We start from the raw sequence: 14,742 nt of genomic DNA on the forward strand, positions 1-14,742 counted from the left end.
CCTAAACCAACGCGGTCAACTGCGGAAAATTGTTACGGATATTGATGCATTGCATCGCCTGGGCCGATGCGCCTTTTAATAAGTTATCGATCGCGGACGTTAATACGATATGCCCCTGATGGACCTTCCAGCCGATATCACAAAAACAGGTGTTCACCACACTCTCTAACACCACCGGTTCGTCGGCCAACAGACGCACAGCATGCTTGTCGCTGGCCGCGCCATACGCTTGGGTCATGGCGGCGGCGACTTGCGCTTCCTCCACACCGTCTGCCAGTTTGGCGGTAATGGTGGCTAAAATACCGCGCTTAAAATTGCCCAGATGCGGGGTGAAAATCACAGCCTGATCCAAATGGGTCGCGATTTCAGGTTGATGACGGTGGGTAAAGATGCCGTAAGCTTTAAAGCTCACCTCACAGAAACTATTATTCATGGTCGCTTTACGCCCGGCGCCAGACACCCCACTTACCGCGTTGATCACCGGCCACTGCGTGGTATTGAGTAAACCGGCACTGAGCAAAGGCTTAAGGGCCAGTTGCGCGGCGGTCGGGTAACAGCCCGGCACCGCCACCAATTGTGCGTCGCTAATCGCCGCGTGATTCCACTCCGCCAAGCCGTACACCGCTTGATCCAGCCAATCAGAATGCTGATGCGCAAAGCCGTAGTATTGGGTATAGAAACTGTCGCCTTTCACCCGAAACGCGCCGGACAAATCGAAGACCTGACAACCTGCGGCTAAGAAGACTGGCGCCAGGTCATGACTGACTTCATGGGCGGTCGCCAGCAACACGATATCGGCGTCTTGGGCAATCGCGGCTGGATCCAGCAAAGGCTGCAGCGGCATATCGACAATCCCTCGCAGCTGACCGTGCAGCGCACTGATCGGCTTGTGGGCATCGTCACTGTTGGCCGACACATACAGCCCTTGTAGAGCAAGGTGGGGGTGGTTATGCACCATCTTCGCCAGCTCAGCCCCGGTGTAGCCGCTGGCACCGATAATCAAGGTGTTCAACATATTCGATCCGTCTTTATTGATATTGATGATTGAAGGTTAAGGGTTGTGATTGCCAGCAACACAGGTTGCCAAGGGAGGCGCAGGATGCACCAAGCGATAACGACTTAGCGTCGTCGAAGAGAAGGGAGAAAGAGAAAAGTCGCTTGGCTCATGGTAATACATTCCTAATCTAGCAAGAGTCAAACTGTCACCGTGGGCTTACATCGTTATGCTTACGCAATGCCACAAACAGTATTTTTATTCACATCCTGTGAATTTATATGTTTACCCATTAATGCTTATTCTGTCAACCATCGACATGAAAATTGACGAAAAAAAAGCCAACTCACGCGCTGCCCTTTATGCACACCTGACGCGCAACCCACCACAGGCCGATCGGCAAGCAGCACAATGCTCCGAGAATGATAAAAATGACAATAGATGCATCGAAACGGATGAGAAGCACGCGCATTTTGTGCTTTATTTCAGCGAGGTTACGAAAATTTGTTACAGGATTTATTTCAATTTATGACAAAAATCAATGCAGCACGATTTTGTTAGCGGTAAATACAATGCATGTTGACCTCAAAGTGGGATCACGGCTAGATTGTCTGCTTACAAGACTGTAATTGGATGTAATAAACTTACGAGATGGATGCGATATGAACGAAAAGTACAGCGCGCTGAGAAGCAATGTCAGTATGCTTGGCCATATGCTGGGCAATACGATCAAGGATGCGCACGGTGAAGAACTCCTGAGCAAGGTAGAAACCGTCCGTAAACTGTCTAAATCTGCCCGCGCAGGTAATCAGGACGATCGCGCGAAGCTGATCGAAGAACTGCAAAACCTGCCTGATGATCAGTTACTCCCGGTAGCCCGTGCCTTCAGTCAGTTCATGAACCTGACCAACATTGCCGAGCAGTACCACACCGTTTCTCGCCACAGCGAAGAACATATCTGCAGCCCAGACTCCATTGATGCTCTGTTTGCCAAACTCATCGGCCAGGACATCAGCCAATTCGACACTCTGCAAGCGGTCCGCGAACTCAACATCGATTTGGTGTTAACCGCCCACCCGACCGAAATTGCCCGTCGCACCATGATCCACAAGCTGGTGCAAATCAACAAATGCTTGTCCAAGCTTGAACTCAGTGAACTCTCTACCAGTGAACGCCAGCGCGTTGAACGCCGCTTAGAACAATTGTTGGCACAGGCCTGGCATTCTGATGTGATCCGCCAGCAGCGCCCAACGCCACTGGATGAAGCCAAGTGGGGCTTTGCGGTGATTGAAAACTCACTGTGGCAAGCCGTACCGGAATTCCTGCGCCAGTTCGATGAAAAACTGGAGCAACACTTAGGCGAAGGCCTGCCAATCGATGCCGCGCCGGTATCCTTCTCCTCGTGGATGGGCGGCGACCGCGACGGTAACCCGTTTGTGACCTCTGACGTCACCCGCGAAGTGCTGCTGCTATCACGCTGGAAAGCAGCCGATCTGTACCTGAAAGACATTCAGGAGCTGGTCAACGAACTGTCGATGGTGCGTTGTAATGATCAGGTCCGTGAACTGGCCGGTGATGAACACGAACCGTACCGCGCAATCCTAAAAGATCTGCGTAGCAAACTGACTCACACCCGTGATGTGTTGGATGCGCAAGTCAAAGGGCTGGATGTCCCAAGCTTTGGCATCATTGACCATATCGACCAGCTGTGGGAGCCGCTGTTCGCCTGTTACCAGTCACTGCACGACTGCGACATGGGCATCATCGCTGACGGCCTGCTGCTGGACGTGCTGCGCCGCGTGAAATGTTTCGGCGTGCACCTGGTGCGTCTGGATATTCGTCAGGAAAGCACCCGTCACTCCGATGTGATTTCTGAGCTGACCCGTTATCTGGGGCTAGGCGATTACGATCAGTGGAGCGAGCAAGACAAGATCGCCTTCCTGGTACGTGAACTGTCCTCGAAGCGCCCACTGCTGCCACGCGACTGGGAGCCGTCAGACAACGTGCGCGAAGTCATCGCGACCTGTAAAGCCATCGCCCAACAGCCACGTGAAGCGCTTGGTGCGTATGTGATTTCCATGGCCCGTACCGCCTCTGATGTACTGGCCGTGCACCTGCTGTTACAAGAAGCCGGCTGCCCGTTCCGCATGGACGTGTGTCCGCTGTTTGAAACCCTCGATGATCTGAACAATGCCGAAGCGGTGATCAGCCAGCTAATGAACATTGACTGGTACCGTGGCTTTATTCAAAACCACCAGATGGTGATGATCGGTTACTCGGATTCAGCCAAAGATGCGGGCGTAATGGCTGCAGGCTGGGCACAGTACCGCGCCATGGAAGCCCTGGTGAATGTGTGCGAAGAAGCCGGCGTCGAGCTGACGCTGTTCCACGGCCGTGGCGGCTCCATTGGCCGAGGCGGAGCACCGGCGCACGCTGCCCTGCTCTCTCAACCACCGCGCAGCCTGAAAGGCGGCCTGCGTGTGACCGAGCAAGGGGAAATGATCCGCTTTAAACTGGGTCTGCCAGAAGTGGCGGTGAACAGCCTGAGCCTGTACGCCAGCGCCATTTTGGAAGCGAACCTGCTGCCGCCGCCGGCACCAAAACAAGACTGGCGCGCGCTGATGGACATGCTGTCAGACGTCTCTTGTGACGCTTACCGTAATGTCGTACGTGGCAACGAGCAGTTTGTCCCGTATTTCCGCGCAGCCACACCGGAGCTGGAGCTGGGTAAACTGCCACTGGGCTCACGTCCGGCCAAGCGTAACCCGAACGGCGGCGTAGAAAGCTTGCGTGCTATCCCATGGATTTTCGCCTGGAGTCAGAACCGCTTGCTGCTACCGGCTTGGCTGGGTGCCGGTGAAGCGATCCAATACGCGATCGATCAGGGCCATGCCCCACAACTGGAAGAGATGTGCCGCGAGTGGCCGTTCTTCTCCACCCGTCTGGGCATGCTGGAAATGGTATTCACCAAGACCAACATGGGCATCGCCGAGTACTACGATCAGCGTCTGACCGATAAATCACTGTGGCCGCTGGGTCAGCAACTGCGTGAGCAGCTGCAGCGTGACATCAAAGCGGTGCTGAATGTAGAAAACAGCGCGCACCTGATGGAGCAAAACCCGTGGGGAGCGGAATCCATCCGTCTGCGTAACATCTACATTGAACCGCTGAACATGTTACAGGCGGAATTGCTGTACCGTACCCGTAAGCAAGAAACGATTTCGCCAATGCTGGAAGAAGCCCTGATGGTCACCATCGCCGGTATCGCCACCGGTATGCGCAATACCGGCTAAAGCATCTCTGCAACACTGTCTAAAAAAGGCTACATTTTGTGGCCTTTTTTTATCCTGCCTGCTGCCATTCTCACCGAATCTCTCACTCTGACTCAATAATGAGACACTGCCGTTTTATGCCCTCAACTAGGGTAAAAAGGCGCTTTGTGAACGCAGATGAATCTAAACTGCTTGCATAGTGGAAAAAAGCAATATTAAGACAGGCATCACAAGACGAGAAATTGGTTACACCACTTTTCCGTGATATTTCGCTCTGATATCGCTAATTTCTCGTTTGATGTGTATGCTACGTGATCTCGATCAGGCACTGCAACAACATGATTATAATAACGCCAAAGAGCGGAAGGGTATTGTTCAGGCACGTATCGCCAGCCTGGTTGAGTTTCTTTTTGTAGTATTTTTAACGGATAGAAGAGATGTCACTACCACACGTTATTTTAACTGTGCTGAGCAGCCGCGACGCCACAGGTTACGATATCACCAAAGAGTTTTCTCACAGCATTGGCTACTTCTGGAAAGCCAGCCACCAGCAGGTGTACCGTGAACTCAACAAAATGGCCAGTCATGATCAAGTGACTTGCAAACTGGAACCACAAGACGGTAAGCCGGATAGAAAAGTCTATTCGATCACTGACTTGGGTCGCCAGGCGCTGTTTGAGTGGTTCCAGGAGCCAGCCCGTAATCCAACCATCCGCGATGAGTTCTCTGCCAAACTGGTTGTGTGCGGCGTACACAACTCCACCCCAATGCAGCAGCAACTTGAAGCGTTAATCGAAGAATCCCACACACTGCTTAACCATTACAATGAAATGGAAAACGTGCATTTTGCGGATTACCGTAATATGGATCGTCAATCTCGCCTTGATCGCCTGACCCTGCGTCGTGCTATTCACAACCGTCAGGCATGGATTGATTGGGCAGAAGAAGTGTTGGTTGAACTGAAAGACATGGATGCACCTGGCAGCGCTGTTGCCCTGTAATCCTTGAACAAAAAAATGAAACCATAAAAAAAGCCGCAGTCACTTCACACTGCGGCTTTTCTTTGTCTGTTGTCCTGTCCTGCGATAAGGGATGATGAGGACAGCGCTTAGCGTATAACGGCACTTGGTTTATAACGGTCCTTGCTTATAACGGCGCTCAGCCAATAACAGGCGCACTCTGCTCGGCGCGCACGCCCAGGGTGTGGCAAATCGCATACGTCAGCTCCGCACGGTTTAACGTGTAGAAGTGGAAGTCCTTCACCCCTTCACGACTCAACACGCGCACCATATCAATCGCATTGCTCGCGCCGACCATCTGACGACTCAGCAAGTCATCGTCCAAGCCTTCGTATTGCTTCTCCAGCCAGCCCGGTACCTTCACGTTATTCGCCAGCGCAAAACGCTTGGCCTGCTTCATGTTCGACACCGGTAAGATCCCCGGCACAATCTCCACATCAATGCCAGCCGCCGCGCAGCGGTCACGAAAACGCAGGTAGCTTTCCACATCAAAGAAAAACTGGGTGATGGCACGGCTGGCACCGGCATCCACTTTGCGTTTAAGGTTGATCAGATCTGCCTGCGCGCTTTTCGCTTCCGGGTGCACTTCCGGGTACGCCGCAACCGAAATATCGAAGTCCGCTTCTTCACGCAGCAGCGCGACAAGATCCGCCGCATACATATCCGGCTTACCGCCCTGTGGCGGTAAATCACCACGCAGAGCCACGATATCGCGGATCCCGTTGTTCCAGTAATCACGGGCAATGGTACGCAGCTCATCGCGGGTCGCATCGATACAAGTCAGGTGCGGGGCTGCCACGAGACCAGTTTGCTCTTTGATATCTTTAATGATGGAATGGGTACGATCGCGCTCACCCGAGTTGGCCCCATAGGTCACCGACACGAACTTCGGCTTCAGGGTTTTCAGGCGATGAATAGACTGCCACAGGGTTTGCTCCATCTGCTCACTGCTTGGCGGGAAAAATTCAAATGACACGTTGATATTGCCATCCAGATCAGCAATATTCTGATTGAGTGCATCCAAGTGGCTTGCATATGAGTAGCCCATAGTCCCTTCCTTTCTTTCTTGGCCGATGGCCGCTCCCTGAACTGTGACGCAAAACATCCGTTTAGACGTCTATATGTCTACAGAATGTATTGTAACCAATTTAATGTCAACATGATGATCATGAATATTTCTCAACTTGAAGTTGCAGGATCTTCACGTCCAAAAATAGCAAAAAGCCCGCAGATCGCGGGCTTTTTCCATTCATTAACACATTCCACTGGATGACGATTATAACGGCAAGTATTTCACTGCCCGAGCCTCCTCTTCCAGTACAACAGCGGCTACAGCATACCGGCTAATCGGTTGATATCCGACAGCAATGCCCCGGCGGTGACATCCCGCCCCGCCCCCGGCCCTCGGATCACCAGCGGGTTTTCACGATACCAACGGCTTTCAATGGCAAAGATGTTGTCACACGGCAGCAAGTTAGCCAGCGCATGCTCAGCTGGCAGGGCTTCCACGCCGACCGCCGCTTTACCATGACGATCCAAACGGGCGACATAGCGCAGCACCTTGTCTTCTTTCTGCGCTTTGAGCAGGCGCTCCAGCAGCAATTCATCCAGCTCAGCCGCCTGCTCAAAGAAGGCATCCAATGACAGCTCAGCCAGGCTCGCCGGGACCAGCGTTTCCACTTTCACCTGCTCAGGCTCTAACGTCAGCCCCGATTCACGGGCTAAAATCACCAGCTTGCGCATCACATCACTGCCATCGAGATCGTGGCGCGGATCCGGCTCGGTCAGCCCCTGCTGCCAGGCCACTTCTACCAGTTGTGAAAACGGGATGCTGCCATCGTATTGCTGGAACAACCACGACAACGTACCCGAGAAAATCCCGGACAGCGCAATGATTTCATCCCCGCTTTCCGTCAGATCCCGCACGGTGTGGTTAACGGGCAAGCCCGCCCCGACAGTCGCGTTGTAAAGCCAGAAACGGCTGTTTTTGGCAAAGGCATCAATCACCGCGTGGTACTGCTCACCGCTGGCGGAGCCCGCCACTTTGTTGGCAGAGATCAGGTGCAGGCCCGCTTCGGCAATCTGCGTATAGCGCGCCGACAGCTCTTCACTGGCGGTCACATCCAGCACCATCACTTCGTCGTATTCGTGGGCAGCAACGGTTTCAATCCACGCACCCGGCGCATAGGCTTCGGCTTCATCATCGAAATGATCGAGCGCTGCCTGTGGCTCAATGCCCGCCAAATCAATCCACAATCGGCTGCTGTCCACCACGCCGATGAGGGTAAAGCTCATGCCATGGCGTTTTTCCAACGCGGCACGCTGGGTGTTATACAAACTCAGCCAACGGCTGCCGATGTTGCCTTTGCCACACAATACCAAACCAATGCGCTTTTGCGCCTGGAACAGGCTTTGGTGAATACGCGGCAACAAGCTGTCCGTATCGGCTTTACGCAGCACCGCCACCAAACTCAGCCCCGAGCCGGATTCCGCCATGAATTCGACCGGCTGGCCTTTCAGCTGCTGGTAGAAACCGTAACAGTGGATGGCATTGTTCACCACCCCGGCGCCCACTGCCGCGACGAGCGAGAACCCATCACGCAGGCGCAATTCGGCGGCAATCCCGCTGTCTTGCAGCAAGGCCAACACACTGTTGACCACCTCACCGGTATAAGCCAGTTGAATACGGCCTTTATCCGCTTCGACACTCTGTGCCAGTGGCTGCAATTGTGCCCGCGACAAAATGCGCTCCAGCTCGGCTTCCACCAGGCTGATATCGTGAGAGCGTGGGATCGTCAGCGCGATCAGACACACATCATCCAACGAGGTAATGATCTTCGCCCCCCGCCCCGACGCCAGGACACGCTCGACGCGGGTTGAACCGGATTCCGGCAGATGGCTGCAGCGCAAAGTCAAATCAATCGCACTTTGTGCCACCGGCTGTAAGGTACGGCTGTGCAGCACCGGCGCGGCTAAACGGGCCAGTTCGCTGGCTTCATCCAAACGCAGCAATGGCAGCAGGCAGGCATCTTCCACTTTACGCGGATCGGCGCTGTACACCCCGGCCACATCACTCCAGATGGTCACGCGGCTCACATCCGCCAGCGCACCAATCACGGTCGCGGAATAGTCTGAACCATTACGGCCAAGCAGAACGGTATCACCGGCCTGATCGGCCGCCATAAACCCCGTGATCACCACCCGTTGCTGCTGAATTTGTGCCAGTTGCGCCTGCAGCAGAGGCCATGACTGACCACGATCCACTTCCGGCTGTGCCGCTCGCTCTGCCCGCAGGAATAAGCGGGAATCCAAACTGGTGGCAGGGAGTTGTTGTTGGGTCAGGAGCGCCGCCAGCAAACGGGCCGACCACACTTCACCGTGGCCCAAGACACTGGCAACTTGCGCCTCACTCAACGGGCTTTCTCCCCAGCGGGCTAATTCGCCGAGTTCAAAATGCAGCTGGGTCAGCAGTGCATCCGCCGCTTCCCCTTCCACCAATTGTTCAATCAACTGCTGCTGAAACGCACGGATCTGCTGCAGGGTTTCATGGGCCTGACGGCCGTCTTTGTCGAGCTGCGCCACCCAGTCAATCAACTGGTTGGTGGTTTTGCCGGCGGCCGAGACCACCACCAAATCATGGTTGCCGGAGTATTCCTGTAAAATGGTCACGACACGGCGGTAACAGGCCGGATCCGCCAGGCTGCTGCCACCAAACTTATGTAACTGACGTCCGCTTATCGCACTCATACAGCCTCCTTGGCGGCCAGTGCAAAGGCCTGCGCTAAATCTGCAATCAAATCATCCGGATCTTCCAGCCCGACTGACAAACGCAGCAAGGTGGTTTTCAATCCCGCCTCCGCCTGCGCTTCATCTGACATCGCGCGGTGGGTCATACTGGACGGGTGGCAAATCAGGCTTTCTGTGCCGCCGAGCGATTCCGCCAGCGAGAAGCATTTCAGCTCACGCACGAAGGTTTCCAATTGGGCCATGCTGCCGTTAATCTCAAAACTCAGCATCGCGCCAAAGCCTTTTTGTTGCTTCAGGGCGATATCATGACCGGGATGTTCAGGCTGGCTGGGATGGTAAATAGTGCCGACCAACGGCTGCTGTTGCAGGTAAGCGAGGATCTTGGCGCTGTTTTCTTCATGCATGCGCATGCGAGGGGCTAACGTGCGCAGGCCGCGCAGTGTCAGGTAGGCATCAAAGGGGGCACCTGTCGCCCCGATACAGTTCGCCCACCAGGCCAGCGTTTCGGCATGGGCCTCAGTCTTGGCGATCAGCACACCGCCAAGCACATCAGAATGGCCGTTGATGTACTTGGTGGTAGAATGGACGACAAAATCGGCACCGAGCGCAAGAGGTTGTTGGAGGATCGGCGATAAGAACGTATTATCCACCGCCACCAGCGCACCGGCCTGATGTGCCGCAGCACACAGCTCGGCAATATCGACGATGCGCAACAGCGGATTGGACGGGGTTTCGACCCACACCAGTTTAGGCTGTTGAGCAAACGCATCGGCCAGCGCCTGAGGATCAGTTTGATCCACAAAACAGACTTTAAAGTCGCCCTTTTTGGCGCGGGTATCAAACAACCGATAGGTACCGCCATAGCAGTCATGCGGGGCGACAATGAGATCATCCGGCCCTAACAGGGCGGACACAAGCAGGTTCATCGCAGCTGTCCCGCAATTGGTGACCACGCCGCCCGCACCGCCTTCCAGCGTAGATAATGCATCCGCTAAGGTATTGCGGGTGGGGTTCCCGGAGCGGGAATAGTCATAGGTCGGCACCTCACCCAGTTGGGGAAAGCTGTATGTTGAGGTCAGATACAGTGGCGGCACCACCGCGTTATATTGGGTATCCGAGTCAATGCCGGTACGCACGGCAACGGTGGCAAGCTTCTGGTCACTCATATTTACTATCCTTGTAGGGTGAACCCGATGATGAATAACGTTTATGCAACAACATAACCACATTCACAAAAGACGTCAACACTTCCAGACGTCCATATGTCTTTGCTTGTGGCGGTAAATCCCGCTAGAATTCAGGTCTATTATATTTCTTCAATTTAACATCGCTGAGAAGGTTAACAATGGCAGAGTGGAATGGCGAATACATCAGTCCATACGCGGAACACGGAAAGAAAAACGAGCAAGTCAAAAAGATCACGGTTTCGATCCCACTGAAGGTGCTTAAAATTCTGACTGATGAGCGCACACGCCGTCAGGTCAATAACTTGCGCCACGCCACCAACAGCGAGCTACTGTGTGAAGCCTTCCTGCACGCGTACACGGGTCAGCCGCTGCCAACGGATGATGATATTCGTAAAGATCGTCCGGATGATTTACCGGCGGAAGCGAAAAGTCTAATGGAAGAGATGGGCATTAAATACGAAGACATCAACGAGTAAGTCGTTGTCTGCCGTTGCCAACAAAAAAACCAGCCGAGGCTGGTTTTTTTGTGTCTGTACATTGGGGATACGCGACCGGTTGCCCCAAACGCCAGAGGAAAAAAAAGGGACGCTGCACGTCCCTTCTTTTCGACATTCAATCTGGCAATTACTTGCTAGATAGCGCACCGAAACGCTTGTTGAATTTGTCGATACGACCACCAGAGCTAACTTGACGCTGCTTACCAGTGTAGAAAGGGTGACACTTGTCGCACACATCAAGGTTGATGTCTTTACCCATAGTTGAGTTGAATACGAAAGTGTTGCCACAAGAACAACGTGCGTTTACTGGAGTGTACTCTGGGTGAATACCTTGTTTCATGGGATAACCTCAAAAGTAAGGCCGTGTCGCTCTCCCGATCCTAAGCCGGGCACCACACGTCATTAAAAAAATAGTCAATGGACAGGCCGTGACCAATCCATCAAATTAGGCGGCGTATAGTAATCAATCGTCTCGTCCAGATCAACTGATACGCTCCTTTTTTCACCGCTTTGCCCCAGCCCTCTGGCGAGGTACACTGCCCTCTCTCCGTTCCAGCTCATATCGCGGTGTATTATGACGCCTAACATTGCCAAAGTGGCACTGCCTGTCCCTCTCGACAAACAATTTGATTACCTGATCAAAACGGGCCAATCGCCTGTGATCGGCGGGCGCGTCAAAGTACCCTTTGGCCCGAAACAGTTAGTCGGCGTGGTGATCAGCCTGACCGATCACTCCGATTTCCCGATGGAGCAACTCAAGCCAATCACCGCCGTGCTCGATACCGCGCCGCTGTGGTCATCCCCGCTGTTTTCTCTGCTGACCTGGGCCAGCAGCTACTACCAGTACCCGCTGGGCGATACCTTAGCCAATGCCATGCCCACGCTGCTGCGCAAAGGCCGAGAAGCCTCGGCGGCCAGCCTGAAAATGTGGCAGCTCACCGCCAGTGGTCAGGAGCAAGCAGCCAGCACACTCAGTCGCGCCCCGCGCCAGCAACAGGTACTGCAAGCGCTGCGCCGGGGCAAAGTCAGCCATGAAGATCTGCTGGCTGAAGACATTAACGCGGCGATCTTATCAACGGTCGCTAAAAAAGGCTGGATAGAAAGCGTCACCGAACAACCGACGCTGCGCCCCTGGCAGCCCGACTTTGCGGTTACCGAAGAGAAACCGCGCCTGAATGAAGAGCAGGCCATCGCCATTGCGGCCGTCAATGCACAAGATGCCTTTGGCTGCTATTTGCTGGAAGGGATCACCGGCTCAGGCAAAACCGAGGTCTACCTCAATGTGCTGGAGCCGATTTTAGCCGCCGGCAAACAAGCGCTGATCTTGGTACCGGAAATCGGCCTGACGCCACAAACCATCAACCGCTTTCGCCGTCGCTTCAATGTGCCGCTGCAGACCATTCACTCCGGCCTGAATGATAACGAACGCATGGCGGCCTGGCTGGCCGGACGCGACAACCAAGCGGGGATCATTATCGGTACCCGCTCGGCGCTGTTCACCCCGTTTGCCAACTTAGGGATCATCATTGTCGATGAAGAGCATGACGGCTCCTACAAACAGCAAGATACCCTGCGCTATCACGCCCGTGATCTGGCGGTGATGCGTGCCAGCCAAGAACGTATTCCCGTGGTATTGGGCTCGGCGACGCCCGCACTGGAAACCCTGCACAATGCCAAAAGTGGCAAATACCATCACCTGACCCTGTCTAAGCGTGCCGGCCAAGCGCAGGCTGCCCGTCACGGGGTGTTGGATGTGAAAGGCTTGTATTTGGAATCGGGGTTATCTGCCCCCTTGATCGCCCGCATGCGCACACACTTACAAGCTGGCAATCAGGTAATGCTGTTTCTTAACCGTCGTGGCTTTTCCCCAGCGGTGATTTGTCACGAATGTGGCTGGCTGGCCGAATGTAAACGCTGTGATGCCTACTACACCTTCCACCAGCAAAGCGGCGAATTGCGCTGCCACCACTGCGCCACACAACGGCCGATGATGCACCAATGTGAGCAATGCGGCTCGACCCAGCTCAATGCCGTGGGTGTCGGCACCGAGCAGCTCGAACAACAATTGGCGACCCTGTTTCCGGACTACCGCACCGTGCGGATTGACCGTGACAGCACACGCCGCAAAGGCAGTCTGGAAAACTACCTCGAAGCCATTCGCAACAACGAATACCAAATCTTGATCGGCACCCAAATGCTGGCCAAAGGGCACCATTTTCCGGATGTCACCTTGGTGGCCCTGCTCGATGTGGACAGCGCCCTGTTCTGTAATGATTTCCGCGCGCCGGAGCGTCTGGCACAGCTGTTCATTCAGGTGGCGGGACGGGCCGGACGCGCCAGCAAACCGGGGGAAGTGGTGCTGCAAACCCACCATCCGGAGCATGCTCTGCTGCAAGCGCTGCTGTACAAAGGCTACGATCACTTTGCCCAAGGGGCCCTGACCGAGCGTAAACAAGCCTGGCTGCCCCCGTTTACCTATCTTGCCCTGTTACGCGCAGAAGCCAACGACAGCGCGCTGGTTGAGCAATTTTTCCAGCAAGTTCGCGGCATTTTTGAAAACAGTCCGGTGTACAGTGACGAGACCATGGTGATGGGCCCCAACCCGGCACCGTTGTCGCGCCGGGCCGGACGTTACCGCTGGCAATTGCTGTTGCAGGCACCGAGCAGAAAGACCCTGCAACAGTGGATCAGCATCGCCAAACCGGCGATCCAATTGCTGCCGCTGGCGAAGAAAATCCGCTGGTCGATCGATGTGGAACCGCAGGATTTAACTTAAAATGAACAATGCGATACAAATCACGCGAGGGATGTAATTAATGTTGTCCTAAGCATGTTTAATCGCCAGCAGACAGCCTACAATAGCATGCTCGCTGTTTCAGGTATCAGCCCGATTTGGCCATGATCCTTCAGCGGTTAGAGAGAATTATAATAGAGAGGAACAGAAACTATGGCGACAATGAAGGATGTTGCCCAGCTCGCCGGTGTGTCAACGGCCACGGTCTCGCGTGCCTTGATGAACCCGGAAAAAGTGTCAGCCTCAACCCGGAAGAAGGTTGAGCAAGCTGTCATGGACGCTGGCTATTCACCCAACTCACTGGCTAGGAATCTTCGTCGCAACGAATCAAAAACCATCGTCACCATCGTCCCTGATATCTGTGATCCGTACTTCACAGAAATCATTCGCGGCATTGAAGAAGCCGCGATGGAGCATGGCTACCTGGTTTTACTCGGTGACAGTGGGCAACAAAAAACCCGCGAAAACTCTTTCGTTAACCTCGTTTTCACCAAGCAAGCCGACGGCATGCTACTGCTCGGTACCGATCTGCCGTTCGATGTCAGCAAACCAGAGCAAAAGAATCTGCCGCCGATGGTCATGGCCTGTGAGTTCGCCCCTGAACTCGAATTGCCGACCGTCCACATCGATAACCTCACCGCCGCGTTTGAAGCCGTGAACTACCTGACCCAGATGGGCCACAAGCGCATTGCCCAAATTGCCGGGCCCGAAGATGCCACCTTGTGCCAGTTCCGTATTCAGGGTTATCAGCAAGCATTGCGCCGTGCCGGTGCAGAACTGAACCCCGCTTACACGGTGCGCAGTGATTTCACCTTTGCCGGGGGTGCCCGTGCGGTGACCGCTTTACTGTCACTGCCAGAGCCGCCGACCGCCCTGCTGTGCCATAACGATGTGATGGCGATTGGTGCCATGCAGCAAGCCAAGCGTTTGGGTTTCCGCGTGCCTCAGGATTTGTCGATTGTCGGGTTTGATGACATCCAATTTGCCGAGTACTGCGATCCGCCACTGACCACCGTCTCTCAGCCTCGCTACGAGATCGGCCGCCAGTCAATGATGATGTTGCTCGACATCCTCAAAGGCAAAGACATCGCCTCAGGCTCGCGTCTGCTTGATGCCAAGCTGGTGATCCGTGAGAGTGCCGCGCCACCGGCCAACTGATCCACCACTGAGTCTCCGGCTCAGGAAAGGAATGAGCTTATGTTTTGCGCATAAGCTCACAAATTCCTTGTCAA

At 54.4% G+C, this 14,742-nt stretch carries 10 protein-coding genes; 5 read left to right on the forward strand and 5 right to left on the reverse strand.

All coding sequences use genetic code 11. The annotated features are described in order from the left end of the window. Position 1: 1 nt before the first annotated feature. Positions 2 to 1,015 carry an N-acetyl-gamma-glutamyl-phosphate reductase gene (argC, locus tag ABT58_RS16225; RefSeq protein WP_047875490.1) on the reverse strand — a complete coding sequence of 338 codons (1,014 nt, stop codon included), beginning with the start codon at positions 1,013 to 1,015 and terminating at the stop codon, positions 2 to 4. Positions 1,016 to 1,656: 641 nt separating this feature from the next. On the opposite strand from argC, the gene ppc reads away from it, so the two are divergent. Together ppc and ABT58_RS16240 are read left to right on the forward strand one after the other, a co-directional pair. Beyond that, positions 1,657 to 4,287, forward strand: coding sequence for a phosphoenolpyruvate carboxylase (ppc, locus tag ABT58_RS16235; protein ID WP_047875492.1), 2,631 nt, complete (start codon positions 1,657 to 1,659; stop codon positions 4,285 to 4,287). Between the two features lie 416 nt (positions 4,288 to 4,703). Next, a complete protein-coding gene (locus tag ABT58_RS16240) occupies positions 4,704 to 5,267 on the forward strand; it encodes a PadR family transcriptional regulator (RefSeq protein WP_047875493.1) in 564 nt (187 codons plus the stop codon). A 157-nt stretch (positions 5,268 to 5,424) separates the two neighbouring features. Here ABT58_RS16240 and metF read toward each other — a convergent pair whose 3' ends face one another. The 3 genes from metF to ABT58_RS16255 form a co-directional block, all read right to left on the reverse strand. Then, positions 5,425 to 6,333 (reverse strand): methylenetetrahydrofolate reductase, encoded by a 909-nt coding sequence (gene metF / locus ABT58_RS16245; protein WP_047875494.1) that lies wholly within the window; start codon positions 6,331 to 6,333, stop codon positions 5,425 to 5,427. A gap of 281 nt (positions 6,334 to 6,614) precedes the next feature. After that, positions 6,615 to 9,032 carry a bifunctional aspartate kinase/homoserine dehydrogenase II gene (locus tag ABT58_RS16250; RefSeq protein ID WP_047875495.1) on the reverse strand — a complete coding sequence of 806 codons (2,418 nt, stop codon included), beginning with the start codon at positions 9,030 to 9,032 and terminating at the stop codon, positions 6,615 to 6,617. Next, complete coding sequence (locus tag ABT58_RS16255) at positions 9,029 to 10,198, reverse strand: O-succinylhomoserine (thiol)-lyase (RefSeq protein ID WP_047875496.1); 1,170 nt, start codon at positions 10,196 to 10,198, stop codon at positions 9,029 to 9,031. Before ABT58_RS16255 ends, ABT58_RS16250 begins: the two co-directional genes overlap by 4 nt. A gap of 179 nt (positions 10,199 to 10,377) precedes the next feature. On the opposite strand from ABT58_RS16255, the gene metJ reads away from it, so the two are divergent. Next, complete coding sequence (gene metJ / locus ABT58_RS16260; RefSeq protein WP_047875497.1) at positions 10,378 to 10,695, forward strand: met regulon transcriptional regulator MetJ; 318 nt, start codon at positions 10,378 to 10,380, stop codon at positions 10,693 to 10,695. Positions 10,696 to 10,843: 148 nt separating this feature from the next. Here metJ and rpmE read toward each other — a convergent pair whose 3' ends face one another. Then, positions 10,844 to 11,056 (reverse strand): 50S ribosomal protein L31, encoded by a 213-nt coding sequence (rpmE, locus tag ABT58_RS16265; RefSeq protein WP_047875498.1) that lies wholly within the window; start codon positions 11,054 to 11,056, stop codon positions 10,844 to 10,846. Between the two features lie 234 nt (positions 11,057 to 11,290). Between rpmE and priA the strand changes: the two genes are divergently transcribed. Further along, complete coding sequence (priA, locus tag ABT58_RS16270) at positions 11,291 to 13,492, forward strand: primosomal protein N' (RefSeq protein ID WP_047875499.1); 2,202 nt, start codon at positions 11,291 to 11,293, stop codon at positions 13,490 to 13,492. Positions 13,493 to 13,663: 171 nt separating this feature from the next. Beyond that, the gene (cytR, locus tag ABT58_RS16275; protein WP_047875500.1) at positions 13,664 to 14,668 is read left to right on the forward strand and encodes a DNA-binding transcriptional regulator CytR; all 1,005 of its coding nucleotides are present in this window, start codon (positions 13,664 to 13,666) and stop codon (positions 14,666 to 14,668) included. Positions 14,669 to 14,742: the final 74 nt, after the last annotated feature.

It is taken from the genome of Photobacterium aphoticum, assembly GCF_001029435.1.
GTDB lineage: Bacteria > Pseudomonadota > Gammaproteobacteria > Enterobacterales > Vibrionaceae > Photobacterium > Photobacterium aphoticum.

Excerpts from the sequence above, each read along its gene's own strand:
- metJ (WP_047875497.1), top strand. The coding sequence starts at position 10,378 with ATGGCAGAGTGGAATGGCGAATACATCAGTCCATACGCGGAACACGGA.
- rpmE (WP_047875498.1), bottom strand. The coding sequence starts at position 11,056 with ATGAAACAAGGTATTCACCCAGAGTACACTCCAGTAAACGCACGTTGT.
- priA (WP_047875499.1), top strand. The coding sequence starts at position 11,291 with ATGACGCCTAACATTGCCAAAGTGGCACTGCCTGTCCCTCTCGACAAA.
- ABT58_RS16255 (WP_047875496.1), bottom strand. The coding sequence starts at position 10,198 with ATGAGTGACCAGAAGCTTGCCACCGTTGCCGTGCGTACCGGCATTGAC.
- ABT58_RS16240 (WP_047875493.1), top strand. The coding sequence starts at position 4,704 with ATGTCACTACCACACGTTATTTTAACTGTGCTGAGCAGCCGCGACGCC.
- ABT58_RS16250 (WP_047875495.1), bottom strand. The coding sequence starts at position 9,032 with ATGAGTGCGATAAGCGGACGTCAGTTACATAAGTTTGGTGGCAGCAGC.
- argC (WP_047875490.1), bottom strand. The coding sequence starts at position 1,015 with ATGTTGAACACCTTGATTATCGGTGCCAGCGGCTACACCGGGGCTGAG.
- cytR (WP_047875500.1), top strand. The coding sequence starts at position 13,664 with ATGGCGACAATGAAGGATGTTGCCCAGCTCGCCGGTGTGTCAACGGCC.
- metF (WP_047875494.1), bottom strand. The coding sequence starts at position 6,333 with ATGGGCTACTCATATGCAAGCCACTTGGATGCACTCAATCAGAATATT.
- ppc (WP_047875492.1), top strand. The coding sequence starts at position 1,657 with ATGAACGAAAAGTACAGCGCGCTGAGAAGCAATGTCAGTATGCTTGGC.